Origin of the sequence: Niveispirillum sp. SYP-B3756 (genome assembly GCF_009495745.1) — a bacterium.
Lineage (GTDB): Bacteria > Pseudomonadota > Alphaproteobacteria > Azospirillales > Azospirillaceae > Niveispirillum.
The window spans coordinates 279,801-300,329 of record NZ_WIDQ01000004.1 but is presented as its reverse complement, the minus strand read 5'-3'; the positions used below and the strand labels follow the sequence as shown (position 1 = coordinate 300,329).

The 20,529-nt window shown below is 63.3% G+C and carries 18 protein-coding genes; 8 read left to right on the top strand and 10 right to left on the bottom strand.

Annotated features, from left to right (window positions below):
- Position 1: 1 nt before the first annotated feature.
- The 3 genes from GE253_RS11180 to wrbA all read right to left on the bottom strand — a co-directional run bounded on the left by GE253_RS11180 (position 2) and on the right by wrbA (position 1,954).
- Positions 2 to 412, bottom strand: a complete 411-nt coding sequence (locus tag GE253_RS11180; RefSeq protein WP_211101421.1) for a DUF423 domain-containing protein — start codon at positions 410 to 412, stop codon at positions 2 to 4.
- Positions 413 to 553: 141 nt separating this feature from the next.
- The gene (locus tag GE253_RS11175; protein ID WP_153204212.1) at positions 554 to 1,264 is read right to left on the bottom strand and encodes a pirin family protein; all 711 of its coding nucleotides are present in this window, start codon (positions 1,262 to 1,264) and stop codon (positions 554 to 556) included.
- Between the two features lie 87 nt (positions 1,265 to 1,351).
- Positions 1,352 to 1,954: an NAD(P)H:quinone oxidoreductase gene (gene wrbA, locus GE253_RS11170; protein WP_153204211.1), complete on the bottom strand. Its 603-nt coding sequence runs from the start codon at positions 1,952 to 1,954 to the stop codon at positions 1,352 to 1,354.
- Positions 1,955 to 2,170: 216 nt separating this feature from the next.
- On the opposite strand from wrbA, the gene GE253_RS11165 reads away from it, so the two are divergent.
- The 4 genes from GE253_RS11165 to GE253_RS11150 all read left to right on the top strand — a co-directional run bounded on the left by GE253_RS11165 (position 2,171) and on the right by GE253_RS11150 (position 6,637).
- Positions 2,171 to 3,106, top strand: a complete 936-nt coding sequence (locus GE253_RS11165; RefSeq protein WP_153204210.1) for a LysR family transcriptional regulator — start codon at positions 2,171 to 2,173, stop codon at positions 3,104 to 3,106.
- A 118-nt stretch (positions 3,107 to 3,224) separates the two neighbouring features.
- Positions 3,225 to 4,451 (top strand): ATP-binding protein, encoded by a 1,227-nt coding sequence (locus GE253_RS11160; RefSeq protein ID WP_173012598.1) that lies wholly within the window; start codon positions 3,225 to 3,227, stop codon positions 4,449 to 4,451.
- An 87-nt stretch (positions 4,452 to 4,538) separates the two neighbouring features.
- Positions 4,539 to 5,768: a putative DNA modification/repair radical SAM protein gene (locus GE253_RS11155; RefSeq protein ID WP_153204208.1), complete on the top strand. Its 1,230-nt coding sequence runs from the start codon at positions 4,539 to 4,541 to the stop codon at positions 5,766 to 5,768.
- Positions 5,768 to 6,637: a TIGR03915 family putative DNA repair protein gene (locus GE253_RS11150; protein WP_153204207.1), complete on the top strand. Its 870-nt coding sequence runs from the start codon at positions 5,768 to 5,770 to the stop codon at positions 6,635 to 6,637. Before GE253_RS11155 ends, GE253_RS11150 begins: the two co-directional genes overlap by 1 nt.
- Before the next feature lie 194 nt (positions 6,638 to 6,831).
- On the opposite strand, the gene cobT is transcribed toward GE253_RS11150, so the two are convergent.
- On the bottom strand, positions 6,832 to 7,923 hold the full coding sequence (cobT, locus tag GE253_RS11145) for a nicotinate-nucleotide--dimethylbenzimidazole phosphoribosyltransferase (RefSeq protein ID WP_153204206.1): 1,092 nt from the start codon (positions 7,921 to 7,923) through the stop codon (positions 6,832 to 6,834).
- 85 nt (positions 7,924 to 8,008) lie between these two features.
- Between cobT and cobS the strand changes: the two genes are divergently transcribed.
- The 3 genes from cobS (at position 8,009) to GE253_RS11130 (ending at position 10,223) form a co-directional block, all read left to right on the top strand.
- The gene (cobS, locus tag GE253_RS11140; protein ID WP_153204205.1) at positions 8,009 to 8,809 is read left to right on the top strand and encodes an adenosylcobinamide-GDP ribazoletransferase; all 801 of its coding nucleotides are present in this window, start codon (positions 8,009 to 8,011) and stop codon (positions 8,807 to 8,809) included.
- Positions 8,806 to 9,417, top strand: a complete 612-nt coding sequence (locus tag GE253_RS11135) for a histidine phosphatase family protein (protein WP_153204204.1) — start codon at positions 8,806 to 8,808, stop codon at positions 9,415 to 9,417. Before cobS ends, GE253_RS11135 begins: the two co-directional genes overlap by 4 nt.
- Before the next feature lie 128 nt (positions 9,418 to 9,545).
- Entirely contained in the window at positions 9,546 to 10,223 is a 678-nt protein-coding gene (locus GE253_RS11130; protein ID WP_153204203.1) for a lipid-binding SYLF domain-containing protein, read from the top strand.
- 22 nt (positions 10,224 to 10,245) lie between these two features.
- On the opposite strand, the gene GE253_RS11125 is transcribed toward GE253_RS11130, so the two are convergent.
- The 4 genes from GE253_RS11125 to GE253_RS11110 all read right to left on the bottom strand — a co-directional run bounded on the left by GE253_RS11125 (position 10,246) and on the right by GE253_RS11110 (position 14,545).
- Positions 10,246 to 10,815, bottom strand: a complete 570-nt coding sequence (locus GE253_RS11125; protein ID WP_173012597.1) for a PH domain-containing protein — start codon at positions 10,813 to 10,815, stop codon at positions 10,246 to 10,248.
- A gap of 132 nt (positions 10,816 to 10,947) precedes the next feature.
- Positions 10,948 to 11,721 (bottom strand): SDR family oxidoreductase, encoded by a 774-nt coding sequence (locus GE253_RS11120; protein WP_153204201.1) that lies wholly within the window; start codon positions 11,719 to 11,721, stop codon positions 10,948 to 10,950.
- Positions 11,718 to 12,986, bottom strand: a complete 1,269-nt coding sequence (locus GE253_RS11115; RefSeq protein ID WP_211101420.1) for an FAD-binding oxidoreductase — start codon at positions 12,984 to 12,986, stop codon at positions 11,718 to 11,720. Before GE253_RS11115 ends, GE253_RS11120 begins: the two co-directional genes overlap by 4 nt.
- Before the next feature lie 80 nt (positions 12,987 to 13,066).
- Positions 13,067 to 14,545, bottom strand: a complete 1,479-nt coding sequence (locus GE253_RS11110; protein WP_153204199.1) for a UbiA family prenyltransferase — start codon at positions 14,543 to 14,545, stop codon at positions 13,067 to 13,069.
- A 320-nt stretch (positions 14,546 to 14,865) separates the two neighbouring features.
- Between GE253_RS11110 and dgoD the strand changes: the two genes are divergently transcribed.
- The gene (gene dgoD / locus GE253_RS11105) at positions 14,866 to 16,008 is read left to right on the top strand and encodes a galactonate dehydratase (protein WP_153204198.1); all 1,143 of its coding nucleotides are present in this window, start codon (positions 14,866 to 14,868) and stop codon (positions 16,006 to 16,008) included.
- Between the two features lie 230 nt (positions 16,009 to 16,238).
- On the opposite strand, the gene GE253_RS11100 is transcribed toward dgoD, so the two are convergent.
- Together GE253_RS11100 and GE253_RS11095 are read right to left on the bottom strand one after the other, a co-directional pair.
- Complete coding sequence (locus GE253_RS11100; RefSeq protein WP_153204197.1) at positions 16,239 to 16,991, bottom strand: FadR/GntR family transcriptional regulator; 753 nt, start codon at positions 16,989 to 16,991, stop codon at positions 16,239 to 16,241.
- Positions 16,992 to 17,218: 227 nt separating this feature from the next.
- Positions 17,219 to 20,356, bottom strand: a complete 3,138-nt coding sequence (locus GE253_RS11095; RefSeq protein ID WP_173012612.1) for a glycoside hydrolase family 2 TIM barrel-domain containing protein — start codon at positions 20,354 to 20,356, stop codon at positions 17,219 to 17,221.
- Between the last annotated feature and the right edge of the window lie 173 nt (positions 20,357 to 20,529).

Here is a 20,529-nt window from a genome sequence, read left to right as displayed (position 1 = left end):
CTCACCGCCCCCGACCAAAGGCGGCAGAGGCGACCAGCAGCCAGCCGATGATGAAGGACAATCCGCCCAGGGGAGCCACCGCCCCCATGACGCTGGGCCCCCACCAGCCCAGCGCATAAAGCGCTCCGGGGAACAGCACCGATCCGATGGCGAAGGCCAGACCAGCCCCCAGCAGGCGGCGGGCGGCATGGGGCATCAGCCGGTAAAGCAGCACGGTGGCGACCATCGCCACCGCATGGATCAACTGGTAATGGCTGGCCATCTGCCACAGTTCCACCGCGCGGGCATCGCGGATGGCGGATAGACCGTGGCTGGCATAGGCCCCCGCCGCCACGGCAATGGCCCCGAACAGCCCCGCCAGCAGCAACAGGCGGTCGGCGCGGGCATCCTGCGGGGCGGGGTCGGTCATCATGGTTTCCTGAAGCAGCAGAGCGTGGACGCCAATCTAGGCGCTGCGGCGGAACAGGAAAAGGCCGGGGGTTGCGATATTCCGCCACCCCCAGCCTTTTTTAGTCACGCAAGCGCTGGAGCCTGCAACTCAGGAAAACCACACTTACGCGGTACGCGGCAGGTCGGCCAGCACCAGTTCGGCCTCCTCCAGCACCTCGATGGTCAGCACCGGCTCATCCCGAACGGCAGCACCATCGCGGGCTTCCAGCACCACGCCATTCACCTTCACCTTGCCACGGGCCGGCACCAGATAGGCCAGCCGGTCGCCCAGTTCATGCGTCAGCACGGTGCCCGCCGGCAGGGTGCCACCCAGCAGGGCAGCATCCTGATGGATGTAAAGCGCCCCGCTATCCTTGTCCTGCTCCCGGCCAGAGGCCAGCACCACCAGCTTGCCGGCCCGGTCGCCCTTGGGGAACTTGGCGGCTTCCCAGCGGGGCTTCACCCCCTGCTTGTTGGGGATGATCCAGATCTGGAACAGGGTGGTCTCGCCCGGCTCCCGGTTATATTCGGCATGGACGATGCCGGTACCGGCCGACATCACCTGCACATCACCTGCCTCGGTGCGGCCCTCATTGCCCAGAAAATCCTGGTGCGTGATGGCGCCCTTGCGGACATAGGTGATGATTTCCATGTCGCGGTGCGGGTGCGGGTCAAAGCCGGTGCCGCTGTCGATCGTGTCATCGTTCCAGACGCGCAGCGGGCCCCAATGCACCCGCGACGGGTTGTGATAGTTGGCGAAGCTGAAGTGGAAATTGGCGCGCAGCCAGCCATGGTTGGCCTTGCCCAAACCGGCGAAAGGACGATGTTCGATCATGATAGGTCTCCTGTAGCGGCCCCCGGCGCCGCCCCTGGCAGGCGGCGGAACCGGGTCCATGTGAGAAGGAAGTGAGAGGAACGGAAATTACGCCGTCAGCTTGGCGGCGATGCGGGCGACATGCTCACCCTGGAAGCGCGCGCCGGCCAGCTCGTTGGCGGAGGGCTGGCGGGAACCATCGCCGCCGGCGATGGTGGTGGCACCATAGGGGCTGCCGCCCGTCACCTCATCCAGCGTGGTCTGGCCGCCGAAGCTGTAGGGCAGGCCCACCACCACCATGCCGTGATGCAGCAGGCTGGTATGGAAGGACAGCAGGGTCGATTCCTGGCCGCCATGCTGGCTGGCGGTGGACACAAACGCGCTGCCCACCTTGCCGATCAGCGCGCCCTTGGCCCACAGACCGCCGGTCTGGTCCAGGAAGTTGCGCATCTGGGCGGCCATCATGCCGAACCGGGTGGGGGTGCCGAAGATGATGGCGTCATAATCGGCCAGCTCGTCCGGGGTGGCGATGGGGGCGGCCTGGTCCAGCTTGATATGGGCCCGCTTGGCCACCTCATCCGGCACCAGTTCCGGCACGCGCTTCACCACCACGTCGGTGCCCGGCACGCTGCGCGCACCCTCGGCCACGGCGTTGGCCATCGTCTCGACATGGCCATAGCTGGAATAATAAAGAACCAGAACCTTGCTCATCACCATCTCCTGTTTCTGGGCGGGGCCCCGTCGGCTGTGCCGGTCGGTTCATCCGTCTGTCTGAGGTGAAGATAGGCCGTTGCGGGTTACCCGTTAATGGCACAAAATCGAACAGGATTGTTGCAGACGACGGGACAATACCGATCTGTCGAAGGCCCGTCCTTCGACAGATCGGTGACCGGCGACTGAAGAAAATAGAATAAGGCGGCATACGGCATGGAACGGTTGGAGGATTTGCGGCTTTTCACCCTGGTGGCGGAGGGGCGTAGCTTTACCCGCGCCGCCGACCGGCTGGGCCTGTCGAAATCCGCCGCCAGCCGCCGCATCGGGGAGCTGGAGACGCGGCTGGGGGCCCGCCTGTTCAACCGCACCACCCGCCATATCAGCCTGACCCAGGTGGGGGAGGGTTTCTATCAGCGGGTCAGCCAGATTCTGGAAGCGCTGGAGGAGGCGGAACGCTCCGTCGCCAGCCAGCACGCCGCCCCACGCGGGCGGCTGAAACTGGCGGCCCCGATGTCGTTCGGCATCCAGCATCTTTCCAGCGCGGTGGCGGAGTTCATGGAACGCTACCCGGAGGTGGAGGTGGAGATGGAACTGTCCGACCGTTTCGTCGATCTGGTCGATGAAGGGTTCGATCTGGCCGTGCGCATCGGCCGGCTGAAGGACAGTTCGCTGGTGGCGCGCCGGCTCTGCCCGGTGCGCGCCGTGCTCTGCGCTTCGCCGGGATATCTGGCCCGACGCGGTACGCCGCAGGTGCCGGCCGATCTGCTTCAGCATGATTGCCTGATCTACACCAACAGCTCTTCGCCGGAGCAATGGAGCTTCCGTACCGAACCGGGGGCGGAGGAGACGCGCAGCATCCGCGTCAATGGCCGGTTGCATGCCAATAATGGCGATGCCCTGCGGGAAGCGGCCGTGACCGGTCAGGGGCTGGTGCTGCTGCCCACCTTCATCGTCGGGGAAGCCCTGTCGCGTGGGCGGCTGGTGCCGGTGCTGGACGATTATCTGCTCTCCCAAAGCGCTGTTCACGCCGTTTACCCCGCCAACCGCCATCTCAGCCCAAAGGTGCGGGCCTTTGTAGATTTTCTCGCATCGCGCTTCGGTCCAGTGCCATACTGGGATGCCGGGTTGACGGTACTGAAAGGCGGTTGAGGCCGCCCCCCCGACTTGGGGAAAACTTCACACAGTTTTCATCGTTTCCTTTCCCGTCATAGTGCTATGTGCCATGACTTTTCCCGAATGGTCGGAACAACCGATGGACCTGGAGGCGATGGTTAAAGCGTCCGATCACATGGGCTTTTCAGCGCGGCGGCTGTTGCAGGAAGCGCCCTGGGTCGGGACTGAAGCCACCTGTGGTCAGGTGGCCCAGATGTTCCAGGACGATCCGACCCTGCCCGCCATCGTGGTGCTGGCGGACAAGGGGGCGCGCATCCCCGCCGGGCTGGCCGACCGCAACACCTTCCTGCTGCATTTCGCCCAGCGCTATGGGCGCGATCTTTATACCAAGCGGCCGGTGCTGCATCTGGGGGATCGCAAGCCGCTGTTGGTATCGCTGGAGGCCGATTTGGCGGAAATCAGTGACAGGATCAGCCGGGAAAAGCCCGATGCCCTGCATCGCGGCTTCATTCTTGTGGATGAAAAGGGTGCCTATGCCGGGATCGGGCTGGGCATTGATGTGATGCGCCTGACGGCGGAGCGCACGGCCCAGACCCTGGAACAGTTGCGCAGCACCCAGCGCGAACTGATCCAGAGCGAGAAGATGGCCGCCCTGGGCGGGCTGGTGGCCGGCGTGGCGCATGAGATCAATACGCCGCTGGGCGTGGCTGTCACCGCCGTCACCGCCTTCGCGCAGGAGACGCAGAAATTCCGGGAAGCCTATCAGTCCGGCAAGCTGCGCCGCAATGATCTGGAAGAATATGTGCAATCGGCGGGGGAGGCGCTGGGCTTTGTCCAGGGCAATATCACCCGCGCCGCCGATCTGGTGCAGGCCTTCAAGCAGGTGGCGGTGGACCAGACCAGCGACCTGCCCCGCCAGTTCGACCTGGGTGAATATGTGGGCGAGGTGCTGCGCAGCCTGGTGCCGCGCCTGCGCCGCAGCCCGCACTGGCTGGATACCTATCTGCCCGCCGGCGTACAGGTGTACAGCGCCCCCGGCGCCATCGCCCAGATCATCACCAATCTGGTGATGAATGCGCTGACCCATGCCTTCGGGTCACAACAAGGGGTGATCGCCATCCGCCTCTCGGACGGCCCCCACCCCGACCTGCTGCAGCTTATCATCAGTGATGATGGTTGCGGCATTCCGGCAGACGACCTGCCGCATATTTTCGACCCGTTCTTCACCACAAAGCGGGACCAGGGGGGGACTGGTCTGGGCCTGCATGTAGTCTATAATCTTGTCACACAGCGGCTGCGTGGACGGATTGATGTGGAAAGCACCCCCGGCAAGGGCACACGGTTCCAGGTCACCTTCCCCCGGCAATTGCCCCGCGAATAAGCGGTTTCGCCCTGCCTAGCGCTGGTTTTTTGTTGACAAAAAAGAACAAAACGTGAATATTTATCACGCAAAGCCCGCGAAAGCACGATGAAGAAGACGCTGAAAGAACGCCTCGCCATCCTGTCGGATGCGGCCAAATATGATGCTTCCTGTGCCTCCAGCGGGACGGAACGGCGGGATTCCGGGCGCAGTGGCGGGCTGGGCTCAACCGAAGGGTCGGGCATCTGCCATGCCTATGCGCCGGACGGGCGCTGCATCTCCCTGCTGAAAATCCTGCTGACGAATTTTTGCATCTATGACTGCGCCTATTGCATCAACCGCTCCTCCAGCAATGTGGAGCGGGTGCGGTTTTCCGTGGAAGAGGTGGTCTGGCTGACGCTGGAATTTTATCGCCGCAACTATATTGAGGGGCTGTTCCTCTCCTCGGGCATCATCCGTTCTTCCGATCACACGATGGAAGAGCTGGTGCGGGTGGCCCGCATTTTACGCACCGACCATGGCTTCCGGGGCTATATCCACCTGAAGACCATCCCCGATGCCTCCCCGGCCTTGATTGAGGAGGCGGGGCTTTATGCCGACCGCCTGTCGATCAATATCGAATTGCCGACCGATGCAGGCATCGACAATTTCGCGCCGCAGAAGCACCCGACCCGCATCCGCGCGGCCATGGGCGATCTGCGGCTGAAGATCGATGCGGCGGCGGAGCCCAGCTTCCGGGGCCGGCGCAAGCGCTTTGTGCCCGGCGGGCAGAGCACCCAGATGATTGTCGGCGTGGATGGCGCCAATGATGCCACCATCCTGGCCTCTTCCGCCCGGCTTTACGGCAATTACCGTCTGCGCCGCGTCTATTATTCCGCCTTCAGCCCGATCCCCGATGCCTCCAGGGCGCTGCCGCTGATCAAGCCGCCATTGCTGCGCGAACATCGGCTCTATCAGGCCGATTGGCTTTATCGCTTTTATGGTTTCGCGGTGGAGGAGATCACCCGCACCCGGCCGGATGGCAATCTGGATCTGGAGATTGATCCCAAACTGGCCTGGGCGCTGGCCAACCGGGAACGGTTCCCCATCGATATCAACCGGGCGGAACGGGAGATGCTGTTGCGGGTGCCGGGGCTGGGACCGCGCAGCGTCAACGCCATCCTCTCGGCCCGCGCCCATAAGGCGCTGCGGCTGGAGGATCTGGGCCGGCTGGGCGTGTCGCTGCGCAAGGTCCGCCCCTTCATCGCCGCCCTGGGCTGGACGCCGTTGCGGCTGGTCGACCGGTCGGACCTGCGCGACCTGTTCGCCCCCAAACCCGAACAATTGAGCCTGTTCTGATGCTGACCATCCTGCTGGACGGGCATGGCGAACTGGCGGAATGGCGGGCGGCCGCCCGCGCCCTGCTGCTGGCCGGCATCCCGCCGGAGCGGGTGGAATGGCGGCAGCGGGGAGGTGCGACGGGTGACCTGTTCGGCGGGCAGATGGAGGGCAGCCCCCTGCCCCCGCCCGACCCGCAGACCCCCGCCGCCACTGTGCCGCGCGCCTTTCTGGAACTGGCCGAGGCGGTGATCTGCCACAACGATCCCCGCCGCTTCGCCCTGCTCTATCGCCTGCTCTGGCGCTTACAAGGGGAGCGGGCCTTGCTGGAGATGCGGGCCGACGCCGATGTGGTCCAGGCCAACCGGCTGGAAAAGTCGGTGCGGCGGGACGCGCACAAGATGAAGGCGTTTGTCCGCTTCAAGGAATTGTCGGATGGCGAAGGACAGCCGCGCCGCCGCTTTCTCGCCTGGTTTGAGCCGGAGCATTTCATCGTCGGTCGCACCGCCGGCTTCTTTCAGCGCCGCTTCACCGATATGGATTGGATCATCGCCACGCCCAAGGGCACATCATCCTGGGATGGGCAGCATCTGCGCTTTGATCCGGCCCCGGCGACAAAGCCGGACTTGCGCGATGCGGCAGATGATCTCTGGCGCACCTATTATGCCCATATCTTCAATCCGGCGCGGTTGAAGGTGCAGGCGATGCAGTCGGAAATGCCCAAGAAATATTGGAAGAACCTGCCGGAAGCCGACCTGATCCCAGACCTGATCGCCGGGGCGGAAGCCCGCGTGCGGGAGATGGCTGCGCGGGCGGCCAGCGACCCGCCGGCCTTCCATCACCGGCTGCGCGCACGGGACAAGGCGGCGGGGCGGGAGGGGGAAACATAGCACGCCCACGCCCCGCCGCCGCTTTGGCTCAGGGTCCGCCCAGAACGCCCTCTGTTTTTCGAGACCTTGTGATTTTACCACCGTCATTCCCGCGAAGGCGGGAATCCATACGACAGCGCGGATTTTGGATTCCCGCCTTCGCGGGAATGACGGTTAAGAGACGGGAAAATAACGATAAATTTCCGGACAGGCACTCAATGCAGGCTGACCGGCCCGCCGGCTGCCTTTTCCGAGACGCCGGCATCGGCGAAGGTGCCCATATTCAGATGGCAGGCCAGGGCGGAGCGCAGCAGCGGGATGGCCAGGGCAGCGCCTGATGCCTCCCCCAGCCGCATCCCGAAATCAAACAGGGCCTGTTTATTGATGGCGGCCAGCAGCCGGGCATGGCCGGGTTCCGCACTCTTATGCGCGACAACGCAATGGTCCAGGGCCTTGGGGTCGGCCTTGTGCAGCACAGCGGCGGCGGCCGTACAGGCAAAACCATCCAGCAGCACCGGCACACGGGCCAGACGGCAGGCGATGATGGCACCGACAATGGCCGCCAGTTCCTCCCCGCCCAAACAGCGCAGCGCCTCGAACGGGTCGGTCAGGGCCTGCGGGTTGGCGGCCAAGCCGGCATCAACCACAGCGGCCTTGCGCTTCAGGCCATCCTCATCGACGCCGGTCCCCGGCCCCACCCAATCGGCACCCGTGCCGCCGAACAGGGCCGCACAGAGGGCGGCGGCGGATGTGGTGTTGCCAATACCCATTTCGCCCAGGCACATCAGGTTCAGGCCCGGCTCCACCGCCATCATGCCATAGGCGGTGGCACGGGCGCAGCGCGCCTCATCCATGGCCGGGCCATGGGTGAAATCGGCGGTCGGGCGGGCGAGGTCCATTTCATAGACGCGCAGATCGGCATCGGCCGCCGTCGCCAGTTGGTTGACGGCGGCATGGCCATTGATGAAGGCCTGCACCATCTGGGCATTCACCGACGCCGGATAGGCGGACACCCCATGCGCCGCCACGCCATGGGCGCCGGCAAACACGGCGATGCGTGGATGGGTCAATTCCGGCGGGGCCTTGGCCTGCCAGGTGGCCAGCCACTGCACCAGGGTTTCCAGCCGGCCTAGCGCGCCGCGCGGCTTCAACAGGTTCTGTTCGCGCTGCAGGGCTGCCGTCGCCGATTCCAGGTCCGGCCCCGGCAGTTCCTTCAACACCTTGCGGATATCATCCATCGACGGGGCATCGTCGTGATGATGGTGGTGATGGTCATGATCGTGCGGATGGTCGTGATCGGCGGGCATCGAGAATGGTCCTGTGACGGTGGCCCCATAGGGGACGACGGCAACGGCGCTGGCGGCGCAAGCCACACTCCCGTATACCGATGTGATGGACGATGCAACAAAGCAGCACAGGCCCTCTCCGCTGGCGGAGTTTGTGGCCGCCGTGATTTTCCTGACCCGCCTGCCCATCCGCTGGCGCGGCCCCTGGCCGCCTGATCTGGACCGGCGGGCGCTGGCCTGGTTCCCCATTGTCGGCGCGCTGATCGGCACGGTCGGCGGGCTGCTTTACTGGGGGCTGACGCTGGCCGGGCTGACGGCCCCCTTGGCCGCCCTGGTGACGGTGGCGGGCCTGTCGCTGCTGACCGGGGCGCTGCATGAAGATGGGCTGGCCGATGTGGCGGACGGGTTTGGCGGCGGGCGCGACCCTGCCGCCAAGCTCTCCATCATGAAGGACAGCCGTGTCGGCACCTATGGCGCGCTGGCGCTGGTCCTGGCGGCACTGGCCCGCATCGGGGCGCTGGCCACCCTGGCCGATCCGCGGCTGGTGGCGCTGGCCCTGATCGGGGCGCATGGCTTCTCCCGCGCGCTGCTGCCGGCCATGAAGCTCTGGCTGCCCGATGCCCGCGCACAAGGGCTGTCCGCCAGCCAGGGCAGGCCGGACCGGGCGCGCGCCATCATTGCCGTGATCATCGGCTTTTCCTTTGCCGGCACCACGCTGGGGAAGCTGGGACTGCAATCCGGCCTGATCGGGCTGGATATCATGGCATTGTCCGCCCTGACGGTGATCGGGCTGGGCTGGCTGGCCCGCCGGCAGATCGGCGGGGTGACGGGCGATGTGCTGGGGGCCGCCCAGCAACTGGCGGAAATCGCCTTCCTGCTGGGTATTGTCGCCGCCCGCAGCCCATGAGCGCGATGATCACCACCCGTTGGTGGTGGGTGCGCCATGCCCCCATCGCCGCCGCCCCCGGCACCATCGCCGGACAGGCGGACCTGCCGGCCGACCTGTCGGACAGCACCGCTTTGGCCGCCCTGGCCCGGCGGCTGCCAACCGGGGCGGTGTGGATCGCCACCCCGCTGGCCCGCACCCAGGCCACGGCAAAGGCGCTGGGTGCCACGGAACTGCGGCTGGAGCCGGATTTCAGCGAACAGCATTTCGGCAGCTGGCAAGGCCGCACCTATGGGGCGGTCTGGGCGGAGGAGCGGGCAACGGCTGAGCAATTCTGGGCCGACCCCGCCCACGCCACCCCGCCAGCGGGGGAGAGTTTCGCCCAGCTCTGCGCCCGCGTGGCCGCCGCCGTACAGCGCCAGAGCCAGACCCTGGCCGGGCGGGATATTGTGGCCGTGGCCCATGCCGGCCCCATCCGCGCGGCCATCGGCCAGGCACTGGGCATCGCGCCCGCGCATTTATTGCCCCTGGCCGTGGATTGCCTGCATCTGACGCGCGTTGATCATATGGCGATGGCCGGCCAGCCGGACGCCTGGCGCCTTGGCGCTGTCAATATTCCGCCCTGTTAAGGCCCATCTGATCATTCAGGCTGTTATACTTCTGTCGTCAGGCTGGCCGCACCTTGTTCAACCGTGTTACCTGACAGACATCCAGCGATTTCGAAAAGACAGGCGACGTGAAGACAGGAGTGGGTTCGATGAAGCGTTTCGCGATGGCCCTGGCGGGTCTGGTACTGGCGATTTCCGCGCTGGTGCGTCCGGCCTATGCCTTGACCGAGCCTGAATTGATGGTGGAGCGGGCGCGAGTGACGGCGCTGACCCTGCTGACCGACCCGGAATATAGCGACCTGAAGAATCTGGTCGGCCGCGCTCGCGCCGTGCTGATCCTGCCCAATGTCATTCAGGCTGGCTTCTTCATCGGTGGCGGTGGCGGCACCGGCGTGATGGTGGCGCGCGGCGATGATGGCGCCTGGAGTGGCCCGGCCTTCTATACCCTGGCAGAGGCCAGCTTCGGCCTGCAATTCGGCGGTCAGGCCTCGGAAATGATCGTCGTCATCATGACCCAGAAGGGCCTGGATGCGGTGATCGACCGCAAGGTGAAGCTGGGCGCCGACGCCAATGTCGCCATCGGCGAACTGGGCACCGGCGTTGGCGCCTCCTATGGCGTAGGCCTGTCGTCAGACATCTATGTCTATTCCAAGACCAGCGGCCTGTTCGGCGGCATGGCGCTGGAAGGCTCCGTCATCGCGCCGCGCAGCGAGTTCAATGACAAGTTCTATGGCCAGCCGACCGACCCGCGCGCCATTCTGGTCGACCGGCATTTCTATCGGCCCGAGGCCCTGGCCCTGGCCAGCGCCCTGACCCCGGCACAGTAAGGGGTACGGCCCGGCCGCTTTCTCAGGCGGTCGGGCCCAGTTTTTCCTCGATGCGGCGCAAACTGTCGCGGATATCCAGCAGCACCTGCAGGCTGTCCGCTTCCCTGGGCTCGGGTGCCGTAGCCCCCATTGCCGCTTTGCCGTCGGCATCGCGCAGCCGCAGCACCCTTTCCTGAAAGACCTTAGCATCGCGCAAGCCCAGCAGCTTGACGCCACCAAGACCGCCCATCTGCCCACTGCCGCCCGCAGTTTCCAGACGCAGGCTGGTCAGGCCCAACATGTTCAGTACCGGCCCTTTCAGCAGGGCCATATCCTGGATCTTATCCAGCGGCACGGCACTTTCCCGCTGAAACAGGATGCCATGCTGAAAGTAAAGCCGCCGGCTGGTCACATGGCAGCGGATGGTCGCGTAATAATGCTTGGCCCACCACCAGGCCGCCGCCAGCGTCAGCGGCAAGAGCACAAGCCCGACCATGGTCACGCACAGCAGGAAACTGGCCTGCAAAAACAGATAAAGCCGCAGCTTGGGATCGAATTCCGCCACCAGCAGGGGCACATCCCGCTCCCGCCCCTCAACCACCTGTTCCACCATGGGTTTCCCCCAGTTGTCCATCGGGGACAGAATGCACGCAAGCGGCTCCCCACGCCAGCGCCGGCTCACAGCAGCAGCCTCTACTGGTCCCCGGGTGGGCAGCATCTGGAAGCGCCCATGTTCCACTGAATGTTAAATTTTGAACTTCTTGAACAAAGATTCCGGCATCAGCCGAATGATCCACATGATCAGGCGCCAGACGGGACGCAGGTAGACAACGTCCCGACCTTGGACCTGTGCCTTCCAGATGGCCTCCGCGACCTCCGCTGGCTGTGCCGTCAAGGCGGGAGGGAGAGCCATACCACGGGTCATACTGGTATCAATGAAGCCCGGCTTGATGGTCACCACCCTGACACCGTAGCGACTCAGCCGATTGCGCAGGCCAGACAGGAAAGCCGTGAAACCCGCTTTTGCCGACCCGTAGAGGTAGTTAGAGGCACGACCGCGATCGCCAGCCACCGAACTAACCCCGATGATGCAGCCCCTGCCTCTTGTCTGCATACGATTGGCGATCTCTCCCAACAGGCAGACGGGACCAAGATAATTGGTGCGCAAGATCAGGTCAGCCTGAACCCATGATTTCTCGGCCTCCTGCTGGCGGCCAAGCAGACCAACCACGCATATGACAGTGTCAGGCAAGCCGCCGAGACCATCGAGAAATGCCGCGTGCTCCGCCAAATCCAGAACATCGAGTTCAACCGACCGAACCGGCACGCCAAAGCGCATCGTCAGGTCTTGCACATCGGCGGTCAAGCGCTCCACCCGCCGTGCCGCCAGAATCAGGGGATGGCCTTCACGACCGTAGACACGCGCCAACGCCCGACCGACATCCGAGAGGGCACCGATGATCATCACCGAACCCCCATCGGCCACCGGGCCGGCTTGCGCGAACAGTGGATCGGTCATAACGCAAGCCTTTCGGAAAGCAGCGACCGGTAACGGCGGTCGGGATCAACAGCGCTGCATATCGCACGGAACCGGTCCAGATCAGGGTACGAAGCCCGCATCATGTCCGAACCCATGCGTGCATCCTTGGCCAGATACAGCCGGCCGCCGTGCCCGGCAACGACCTTGTCCATTTCCAGCATCAGAGAAAAGGCCGCCGGGGTTACCGGGAAATCCACCGCCAACGTATATCCCGCCATCGGAAATGAAAGCAGCCCCCCCTGCCCTGGCGTACAACCCGACCCGAACTGCTTCAGTACAGCCAGGAACGATCCACTGCCGCCAGCCGAGATCAGGGCCAGCAATTGCAAAAGCGCTTCCCGCCCCCCCGCGGTGGGCACCACACACTGGTACTGCACAAAACCACGACGACCATATAAGCGGTTCCAGTCGCCGATCGCATCCAGCGGATAGAAGAAATGCTGGTAGTCGATAAGCGTGCTTCCAGGCCGGCCCTGTTGGTAATAGAGCGCGTTGAAGGCTTGCACCGTCCAGCCATTCAGAACCCATTGAGGGACGTCGACGGGCACCCGTAGCCTGGGAGGCTTCGTGGTCAGGCGGGGTGCGCGCCTGCCTGTCGGCACGGCGGACGATGACGCGTGCTCGCCATGATACAAAAGGGCCCGTCCGCGCCCTCCTCCCTTGGCCAGGCAATCGATCCAGGCAACCGAGTAGGGGGCTGATCGCGCAGCCTCGAAAGCCGCGAGGGTTTCGTCAAGATCACGGCACCGAACCGTCTGCTGCAGAATCCACGGTGTTTCGATCCGGCGTAAGGACAAAGTGACCGTCAAAATGGTGCCCGTCAGGCCCATCCCGCCAATTGTTGCCCTGAACAGATCGACATTCTGGCTACGCGAACAGCGCCGGACCACACCATCCCCACACAGAAGCTCGAACTCCCGGACGTGATCCCCGAAGCAGCCGTCAATATGGTGGTTCTTGCCATGCACATCGGCCGCCAGCATACCGCCAAGTGTGACGAACCGGGTTCCTGGTGTCACCGGAGGAAACCAGCCGCGGGGAACAAACAGGGCCAGCAGGTCGGATAGCAACAACCCGGCCTCCGCCGTCAGAAGCCCGTCGACGGGATCGAAAGCCAACAGACGGTCAAGCCGCAGGGTGGAAAGGGTGGCCGCGGAATTCAGCGAAGCATCGCCGTAGGATCGGCCATTGCCCCGCGCGATCAACGACGATGCGTTGCGCCCGTCACCGATGGCCTCGGTCACGGTTCCCGGCCGCAGCAGAGGGCAAATTGCCACCGGGGATCGGCCCCAGCCGGAAAGGCGGACCTTGCGGCCAGCCGCGCTCACAGGCTGAACCAGACGATCAAGGCCATTGCCAATCCACAGGCCAGGCTCTTGCCATCGGTCACCGCAAAGACAACAGGATCTTCATGCATGTCCCCACGATGGGTCGTCAGCAACAGATGCCCCACCCAATAGATCATCACCAGGCAAGCCGCCCAAAGGCGTTCAGGATGCCCATACAGCATTGAGCCCTCGATGCTGCTGACATAGAGGGCCAGCACCAGAACGCTGACAAATCCGGAACCGGCCGCCATACTCGCGATGATCCCCAGGTCATCCGCCCGGTAACCACGGCCGCTGACACCCGCTGAACCGGCCTTTTTAAGCACAGCCAACTCTGTCGCCCGCTTGATCAGCGCCAGAAAGAAAAACAAGAACATAGCGAAAGCCGCAAACCAGTGTGACAGTGGAACCGAAGCAGCAACCGACCCCGCAATCAAACGGATGCCATACAGGCAGCAAAGGGCCACAACATCCAGCATGGCCATCCGTTTCAGGAAAATGGAATAGGTAAAGGTCAGGGCGTAATAGCCTACGAGCACCAGCAGGAAATCCACCGACACCGCTGAACCGAGCCCCAGCGACAATGCCAGCAGGACTGGTGCCAGAAGGAACCCATGCGACAGGGGAATGGCGCCCGCCGCGAAGGGACGGAACCGTTTGCTGTGCGAAAGTCGGTCACTGCGCAAATCCAGCAGATCATTCAGCAGGTACACACTGGAAGCACAGAAAGAGAAGGCTGCGAAACCCAGAAGCAGCGTAGACCAGGTCGAGGCAGAAAAGAGATGACCGGCCAATGCCGGCAGGAAAATTAGAATATTTTTGACCCATTGATAGACCCTCGCTGCCTTGACATATGCGGTGAGGGTGTTGATCCGTTCCGACAGCACGGTGTGGCCGGGATAGCGCTGCTTAACGCGCCGCCGCAGTTGCCGGTCAGGGTCAACAACGTACACTTGCCGCGCATGGTCCCATACCGGCAAATCATCGACATGGTTGCCGATATAGTCGAAGCCATTGGTTCCGAATTGTTGAACAAGCAGATCTGCCTTGGCCGTACCGGAGAGATTGCGGTCCTGGGTTGATGAAAATAGACCATCGAAAAGCCCCAGATGGTCTTGCACATCACAAGCGATGCGCTCGTTTGCCGCTGTTGCCAGGTAGACCTTTACTCCTCCGCTCCGCGCTTCCCGGATCAATGCCAAAACGGCTTGATTATAGGGATAGATAGCCGGGTCAGGTAACGCCATTTCGGCCAGTCGTGATTTGAATGCCGCCTTCCCGTGCAATATGGCAAGAAAAACGACGCTGAAAAATCGCAGAGGTGATTTTCGCAAAATAGTAAGGATGGTTTCAATCAAACTATCAGTTCTTATTAATGTTCCATCCAGATCAACAATTAATGGTAAAAACCCATTTTCAATCGTCACTTCACTGTCGGAATCAACTAAATATGCCGTCATTTTTGTGACCCGCATTTAGATTTCATGACCTTCACTGCAATCTCTCACCCCTAATGATCATGCCTGATATGGAGGCAAATCTCACTGGGATTTACCGGGAGGAAGGGCTGGCGGCCCGCCGCGCGACCGCCAGCCCGGCCATTTCATCCATAACGCCGCCCCAATCCAGAAAAATTCATGAACACTCCATCCGTGAACGACAAGGCAAGCAACCACTCAAAAGCATATTTATATGAGAAATGAATTGCCGAGCGATGCGGCAAAAGCTAAGAATCCAGGCAGAGGAAACAGCACCCCAGAGCGGTGCAACACCACCATGCAGAACGGAAATCGACATGAAGATCGCCCGCATTGAACTTTTCCAGGTGCCGCCCCGGTGGCTGTTCGTGCGGGTAGAGACCGATGACGGTCTGGTCGGCTGGGGTGAAGCCAGCCTGGAGGGCCACGCGGAGGCCGTGGAAGGAGCCTTTGAATCCCTGCGCGACCGGTTCCTTGGCACCGATGCCGCCCGGATTGAGGATGTCTGGCAGACCGCCTATCGCCTGGGTTTCTACCGTGGCGGACCGGTGCTGATGTCGGCCCTGTCAGGGCTGGATCAGGCGCTGTGGGATATCAAGGGCAAGGCGTTGAACACGCCTGTCTGGCAGATGCTGGGCGGCATGGTGCGTGACAAGATCGAATGTTATGCCTGGATCGGCGGCGACCGCCCGGACGAGGTGGCGGAATCTGCCCGCCTGCGCCAAGCTCAAGGGTTCCGCGCCGTGAAGATGAATGCCACGGCGGAACTGAACTGGCTGGCCACCAGCCGCGACATTGACGGGGTGCTGGCCCGTGCGTCCGCCGTGCAGGCGCAGGGTCTGGATGTCGGGCTGGATTTCCATGGCCGCGTCCATAAGCCGATGGCCAAGCAGTTGGCCGCCGCACTGGAACCGCTGCGCCCGCTCTTCATCGAAGAACCGCTTTTGTCGGAAAATATCGAGGGGCTCGCGCAGTTGGCGGGCCTGACCACCCTGCCCATCGCGCTGGGCGAACGGCTTTATAGCCGCTGGGATTTCAAGCCCTTCCTGACCCAGGGCATTGTCGACATCATCCAGCCCGATCTGTCCCATGCCGGCGGCATTTCAGAGGTGAAGCGCATCGCCACCATGGCGGAAGCCTATGATGTGGCGCTGGCCCCGCATTGCCCGCTGGGGCCGATCGCCTTTGCCTCCTGTCTGGCGCTGGCCGTCTCCACCCCCAATTTCATCATCGAGGAAATGTCACTGGGCATCCATTACAATACCGGCGGCTATGACCTGTTGACCTACCTGCGCGACCCGTCGATCTTTGCCCTGACCGATGGCTTCGTCAAAGCCCCCACCGGCCCCGGTCTGGGGGTGGAAATCAACGAGGAACTGGTGCGCGAAATGGCCCGCACCCCGCACCGCTGGCGCAACCCCGCTTGGCGGCTGCCTGATGGCAGTCTGGCGGAATGGTGAGGTTGGCTGTGGTTCCGCTGACGCGGCTGCGGTAGACGTTCTGTTGCGACCATGAAGCCACCCAACCGTCACCCCGGCGCAGGCCGGGGTCCAGTTTCGGAGAGCACAGTGCTTGTGACCCTGGACCCCGGCCTGCGCCGGGGTGACGGTCGTGCAAGCTGAGATACTGTCGGAAATTTTTTAGTCGATGCCACTGCGCCATCACGCTATTGAGCGGGATGTCGCATCGCTCACACCTCCTCCCCCGTCGCCTCCATGGTTTCCTTCGCCTGTTCGATCAGCGTCATGGCTTCCACCATCAGGTGACGCATGGCGGCCGATGCCGCCTCCGGATCACTGGCGAAAATCGCGTCAGCCACCTGCTGATGGTCAGCGACGCTGGCCAGCCGCACGCCCTTGCGTCGGTTGGTCAACCGGATCGACGTGCGCAGCGCCGCCTCGATCAGCCCGCGCAACTGGGCATAGAAGCGGTTGCCGCTGGCTTCCAGAATGGCGACATGGAAAGCGATATCCGATGTCAGCGGATCATCATCGCCGGCCTCCGCCGCCTTCATCCGGTTCAGTGCTGCGGTGATGGCTTCCTTGGCCTTGGCATCGGCATGGCGCGCGGCCAGGGCCGCCGCCATCGGTTCAATCGCCAGCCGCACTTGCGTGAATTCCAGCAGCAATCCTGGGGAGAATTTACGCTCCAGCAGCCAATAGAGCACATCGGGGTCCAGCAGGTTCCAGTTGCGCTCCGGCTCAATCCAGGTGCCCTGGCGCGGGCGGGCCTTCAGCAGGCCCTTGGCCGTCAGCATCTTCACCGCTTCGCGCAGCACGCTGCGGCTGGCCCCCAGCCGCTTGCACAGCTCGGCCTCCGTCGGGAATGGATTGCCCACGCCATAGGTGCCGGTGACGATATCCACGCCCAGCCGTTGCAGGATCTCGTACGTGAAGTTGCGGCCCATTTCGTGGCGCAGGCCCCTTGCATTGCCATTAGTCATCTGAACAGAACTCCACAGAAGCCGCGACGACACTCCTCTGCCAGAAGAAGCGCCAGACGGGCGGGGCCCAACAGCGGGGGCGCTGTTGAAAGGGTGCAGAAAAGAGGGGGCGGCTGAGATACCGACCAAGCATTATATATGATAAATACATGCCCGGTAAAGCCGCCCTACTGTAACAGAGCGCCTTGGATTTCAGGCTCCATTACAGACATGGAACGATTGCGCAATCAACCACCCAACCGGAAGCGGAAGCTGGTGGGGGTGACCGGGATGCGATAGGGCGGCAGGGCCCGACCATCCAGGCTCCACCCCGTATCGCCGCCGACACCCACCTGACCGGCATCGATCAGCAGGCTGCCGACGGGGCCGGGTTGGATATCGGAACTATGCGCCTTGCCCACCGGCTTCATCATCAGATCGGCATAGGGGAAGGCCAGGGCATTGACCGATAGCGGCCCGGCACCGGTGACCCGCAGCGTGGGCAGGCCCTGCCCTTGCAGGGTCAACCAGCGTACATCCACCTTGTTGCCGGTTTCCTGTGGCCGCACATAATCATGGTTCTGTTCGGCCAGCTTGCCCTGCCACAGGCCCAGCGCCATCCCGCTCTTGCGGTCGGCATAGCTTTCCTGCGGCCCTCGTCCGAACCAGGAAAGGTCCGTCAGGCTGGTCGGGATGCTGTAGGACAGGCCGATGCGCAGCGGATCGGGCAGGTCATCCTTCACCGGCGTGAAGCTGCCCGTCACCTCCACCACCCCGTCGCCCCCCATGGCATAGCGGGTTTCAAACCAGCCGCCGCCAGCGCCCAGGGCATGGCGCACGGCCACGGCACCTTCCTTGTCGACCTTGATTTCCCGCACATGGCGATAGCGCGCGTCGGACAGTTCGCGCCAGACATCATGGGTCTTGTGAACCCCAGCGCCGATATCATTATCGGTCAGCGCGCGGAAGAAATTGGGTGCCCCACCGGACAGCAGCAGCTTGCCCTGACGGGCATAGCGGTCCACCAGACCGGTCGCCCGGTCGATCACCAGTTCGGCATCACCGGCCGTCAGGGTGATGCGGCCATCGCGGTCCACCAGCCTAGCATCTGCCGCCAACAGCGCCGGGGCCGGCGGTTCGTTCAGGGCGAACTGTTCCCAGGCCACCACATGGCCCGCCGCCACGCCGGGAATCGCCCCCTCCCGCGCCAGGGCGCGGAGGGTCAGCACATGGCTGCGCGTGTCGCCCGCCGTCGGGGCTGGGTAGCGTGGCAGGGTCAGCCTGGCGCTGCTGGCCGCCGGCACGTTGGGCACATCCAGGCTGCCGCTGGCCACCACCACGCCATCGGCTTCCACCTTCCAGTCGAAGCTGACCCCGGACAGGTCCACCATATCGTGGCGGTTATGCAGGGTGACCGTGCCAGCCGCCGGGTCGAACCCGTCAAACCCGATGGGGGCATAGACCTTGGCCAATTCATAATAATGCGGGTTGGGCGTGCGGTCGGACTGGATCAAGCCATCGGCCACAACGCTGAGGTCGCCACGCGGGTTGGGGCCGTAATCAAAGCCGGATGCCCAGTAATCCCGACCCTTGGCGTCCTTCAGGATCATGGATTGGTCCACCCAATCCCAAACGAAGCCGCCCTGCAATTTGCGATGCGCCCGAATGGCCTGCCAGTAATCCTCCAGATTACCCAGCGAATTGCCCATGGCATGGGCATATTCGCACTGGATCAAGGGCTGCTTGAAGGCGGGGTCGGTGGCGTAACCGACGATCTTGTCGATATCGTCATACATGGGCGCATAGATATCGACATAATCATTGGGCCGATGTTCCTGGGTCAGCGTGCCCCAGCCGAGATAGGAGACAAGGCGCGATGGGTCGCGCCCCTTCACCCATTTGCCCATCGCCTCGAATGTCGGGCCGATGCCAGCCTCATTACCCAGCGACCAGAAGATGATGGAAGGGTGGTTCTTGTCCCGCTCCACCATGCGGCGCAACCGGTCCAGATGCGCCTCCTTCCATTCCGGCTTATAGCCCATCTGGTGGGCGGCGCGATCGCCGGTCTTGTTACCCAACTCCATGAATTCATGGGTTTCGATATTCGCCTCATCCATGATGTAGAGGCCATATTCATCGGCCAGATCATACAGGCGCGGATCGTTGGGATAGTGGGAGGTGCGCAGCGCGTTGACATTGGCCTGCTTCATCAACTCGATGTCGCGGCGCATCGTCTCCAGGCTGACCACCCGGAACGTATGCGGGTCATGTTCATGCCGGTTGACGCCGCGGATGGTGACGCGGCGGCCATTGACCTGCACCTCCCCATCCACCACCGCCACGCTGCGGAAGCCGACGCGGCGGCTGGTCGCCTCCACTAGCTTGCCGTCACGGTCCAGCAGTTCGATCAGAAGCGTATAAAGATGCGGCGTTTCCGCCGACCAGGGGCGCACCCCCGGCACGGTGCCGGAAAGGCTGACCGTGTCCTTCACGGCGGCCTGCTGGGTCAGCACCGGGTTATTGCCATCCAGCAGGGTGGCGCGCACCTGCCCGCCCTTGGCCGCCTTGGCCCCGGCAATCGCCACGTCCAGGGCGAAGGTGCCGTTCTGGAAGCCCTTATCCAGCCCGGCCTTCACCTCAAAGTCACGCAGATGGGTGGTGGGGGCGGCATAGAGCGTCACTGAGCGTTCAATACCGGAAACCCGCCAGAAATCCTGATCTTCCAGATAGGAACCATCAGCGAAGCGATACAGCTCAATCGCCACCACATTAGGCTGGCCGGGCTTCAGATGCGGGGTGACGTCGAATTCCGACGGCAGCTTGCTATCCTCGGCATAGCCCACGCGCACGCCATTGACCCAGACATAATAGGCCGCACCGGCGGCACCAATCTTCAGGAACACCTGCCGCCCGGCCCAATCCGCCGGAATGTCGATACTGCGGCGGTACGACCCGACCTCGTTCATTTCATGCGGGATGAAGGGGGGATTGAGCGGAAACGGATAATCGATATTGTTGAAATAGGGCTGGCCATAGCCCTGCGCCTGCATGATGCCCGGCACCTGGATGCTGCCCCAGCCGCTGACATCATAATCCGGGCGGTAAAAATCCTTCGGTCTTGCCTCCGGGTCGCGGGAATAGGCAAAGGACCATTTGCCATCCAACGACAGGTGAAAAGGCTGCCCCTTGGTATCGCGCGCCAGGGCGGCTTCACGGCTGGTGAAACCGTCAAAGGTGGCGCGCGCCGGCTCCCGCCCAATGACAAGAATATCCGGTCGTTCCCATTCGGCACGCGTCGGTTCTGGCTCCGCCGCCATGGCGGGGGCCGCCATCAGCGGGCAGAGCAGAAAAAGCGTGGCAAGGGCGGTTCCCAGGGGGCGGAGCATCGTCACGGGGCGACTTCCTTATTGGTTATGATCGGTGGATGGATGGCCGGAGCCATCCCTTGTGTCCGTCCGGTAAGTAATGGTGCGTCTCGAACCCTTGACCTTTCTCCACCGTCATTCCCGCGAAGGCGGGAATCCAAAATCCGCGCTGTTGTATGGATTCCCGCCTTCGC

What these genes read in the sequence shown, in the direction of transcription:
- GE253_RS11180 (WP_211101421.1), bottom strand. Translation starts at nt 412, where the DNA reads ATGATGACCGACCCCGCCCCGCAGGATGCCCGCGCCGACCGCCTGTTG.
- GE253_RS11175 (WP_153204212.1), bottom strand. Translation starts at nt 1,264, where the DNA reads ATGATCGAACATCGTCCTTTCGCCGGTTTGGGCAAGGCCAACCATGGC.
- wrbA (WP_153204211.1), bottom strand. Translation starts at nt 1,954, where the DNA reads ATGAGCAAGGTTCTGGTTCTTTATTATTCCAGCTATGGCCATGTCGAG.
- GE253_RS11165 (WP_153204210.1), top strand. Translation starts at nt 2,171, where the DNA reads ATGGAACGGTTGGAGGATTTGCGGCTTTTCACCCTGGTGGCGGAGGGG.
- GE253_RS11160 (WP_173012598.1), top strand. Translation starts at nt 3,225, where the DNA reads ATGGTTAAAGCGTCCGATCACATGGGCTTTTCAGCGCGGCGGCTGTTG.
- GE253_RS11155 (WP_153204208.1), top strand. Translation starts at nt 4,539, where the DNA reads ATGAAGAAGACGCTGAAAGAACGCCTCGCCATCCTGTCGGATGCGGCC.
- GE253_RS11150 (WP_153204207.1), top strand. Translation starts at nt 5,768, where the DNA reads ATGCTGACCATCCTGCTGGACGGGCATGGCGAACTGGCGGAATGGCGG.
- cobT (WP_153204206.1), bottom strand. Translation starts at nt 7,923, where the DNA reads ATGCCCGCCGATCACGACCATCCGCACGATCATGACCATCACCACCAT.
- cobS (WP_153204205.1), top strand. Translation starts at nt 8,009, where the DNA reads ATGGACGATGCAACAAAGCAGCACAGGCCCTCTCCGCTGGCGGAGTTT.
- GE253_RS11135 (WP_153204204.1), top strand. Translation starts at nt 8,806, where the DNA reads ATGAGCGCGATGATCACCACCCGTTGGTGGTGGGTGCGCCATGCCCCC.
- GE253_RS11130 (WP_153204203.1), top strand. Translation starts at nt 9,546, where the DNA reads ATGAAGCGTTTCGCGATGGCCCTGGCGGGTCTGGTACTGGCGATTTCC.
- GE253_RS11125 (WP_173012597.1), bottom strand. Translation starts at nt 10,815, where the DNA reads ATGGTGGAACAGGTGGTTGAGGGGCGGGAGCGGGATGTGCCCCTGCTG.
- GE253_RS11120 (WP_153204201.1), bottom strand. Translation starts at nt 11,721, where the DNA reads ATGACCGATCCACTGTTCGCGCAAGCCGGCCCGGTGGCCGATGGGGGT.
- GE253_RS11110 (WP_153204199.1), bottom strand. Translation starts at nt 14,545, where the DNA reads ATGCGGGTCACAAAAATGACGGCATATTTAGTTGATTCCGACAGTGAA.
- dgoD (WP_153204198.1), top strand. Translation starts at nt 14,866, where the DNA reads ATGAAGATCGCCCGCATTGAACTTTTCCAGGTGCCGCCCCGGTGGCTG.
- GE253_RS11100 (WP_153204197.1), bottom strand. Translation starts at nt 16,991, where the DNA reads ATGACTAATGGCAATGCAAGGGGCCTGCGCCACGAAATGGGCCGCAAC.
- GE253_RS11095 (WP_173012612.1), bottom strand. Translation starts at nt 20,356, where the DNA reads ATGCTCCGCCCCCTGGGAACCGCCCTTGCCACGCTTTTTCTGCTCTGC.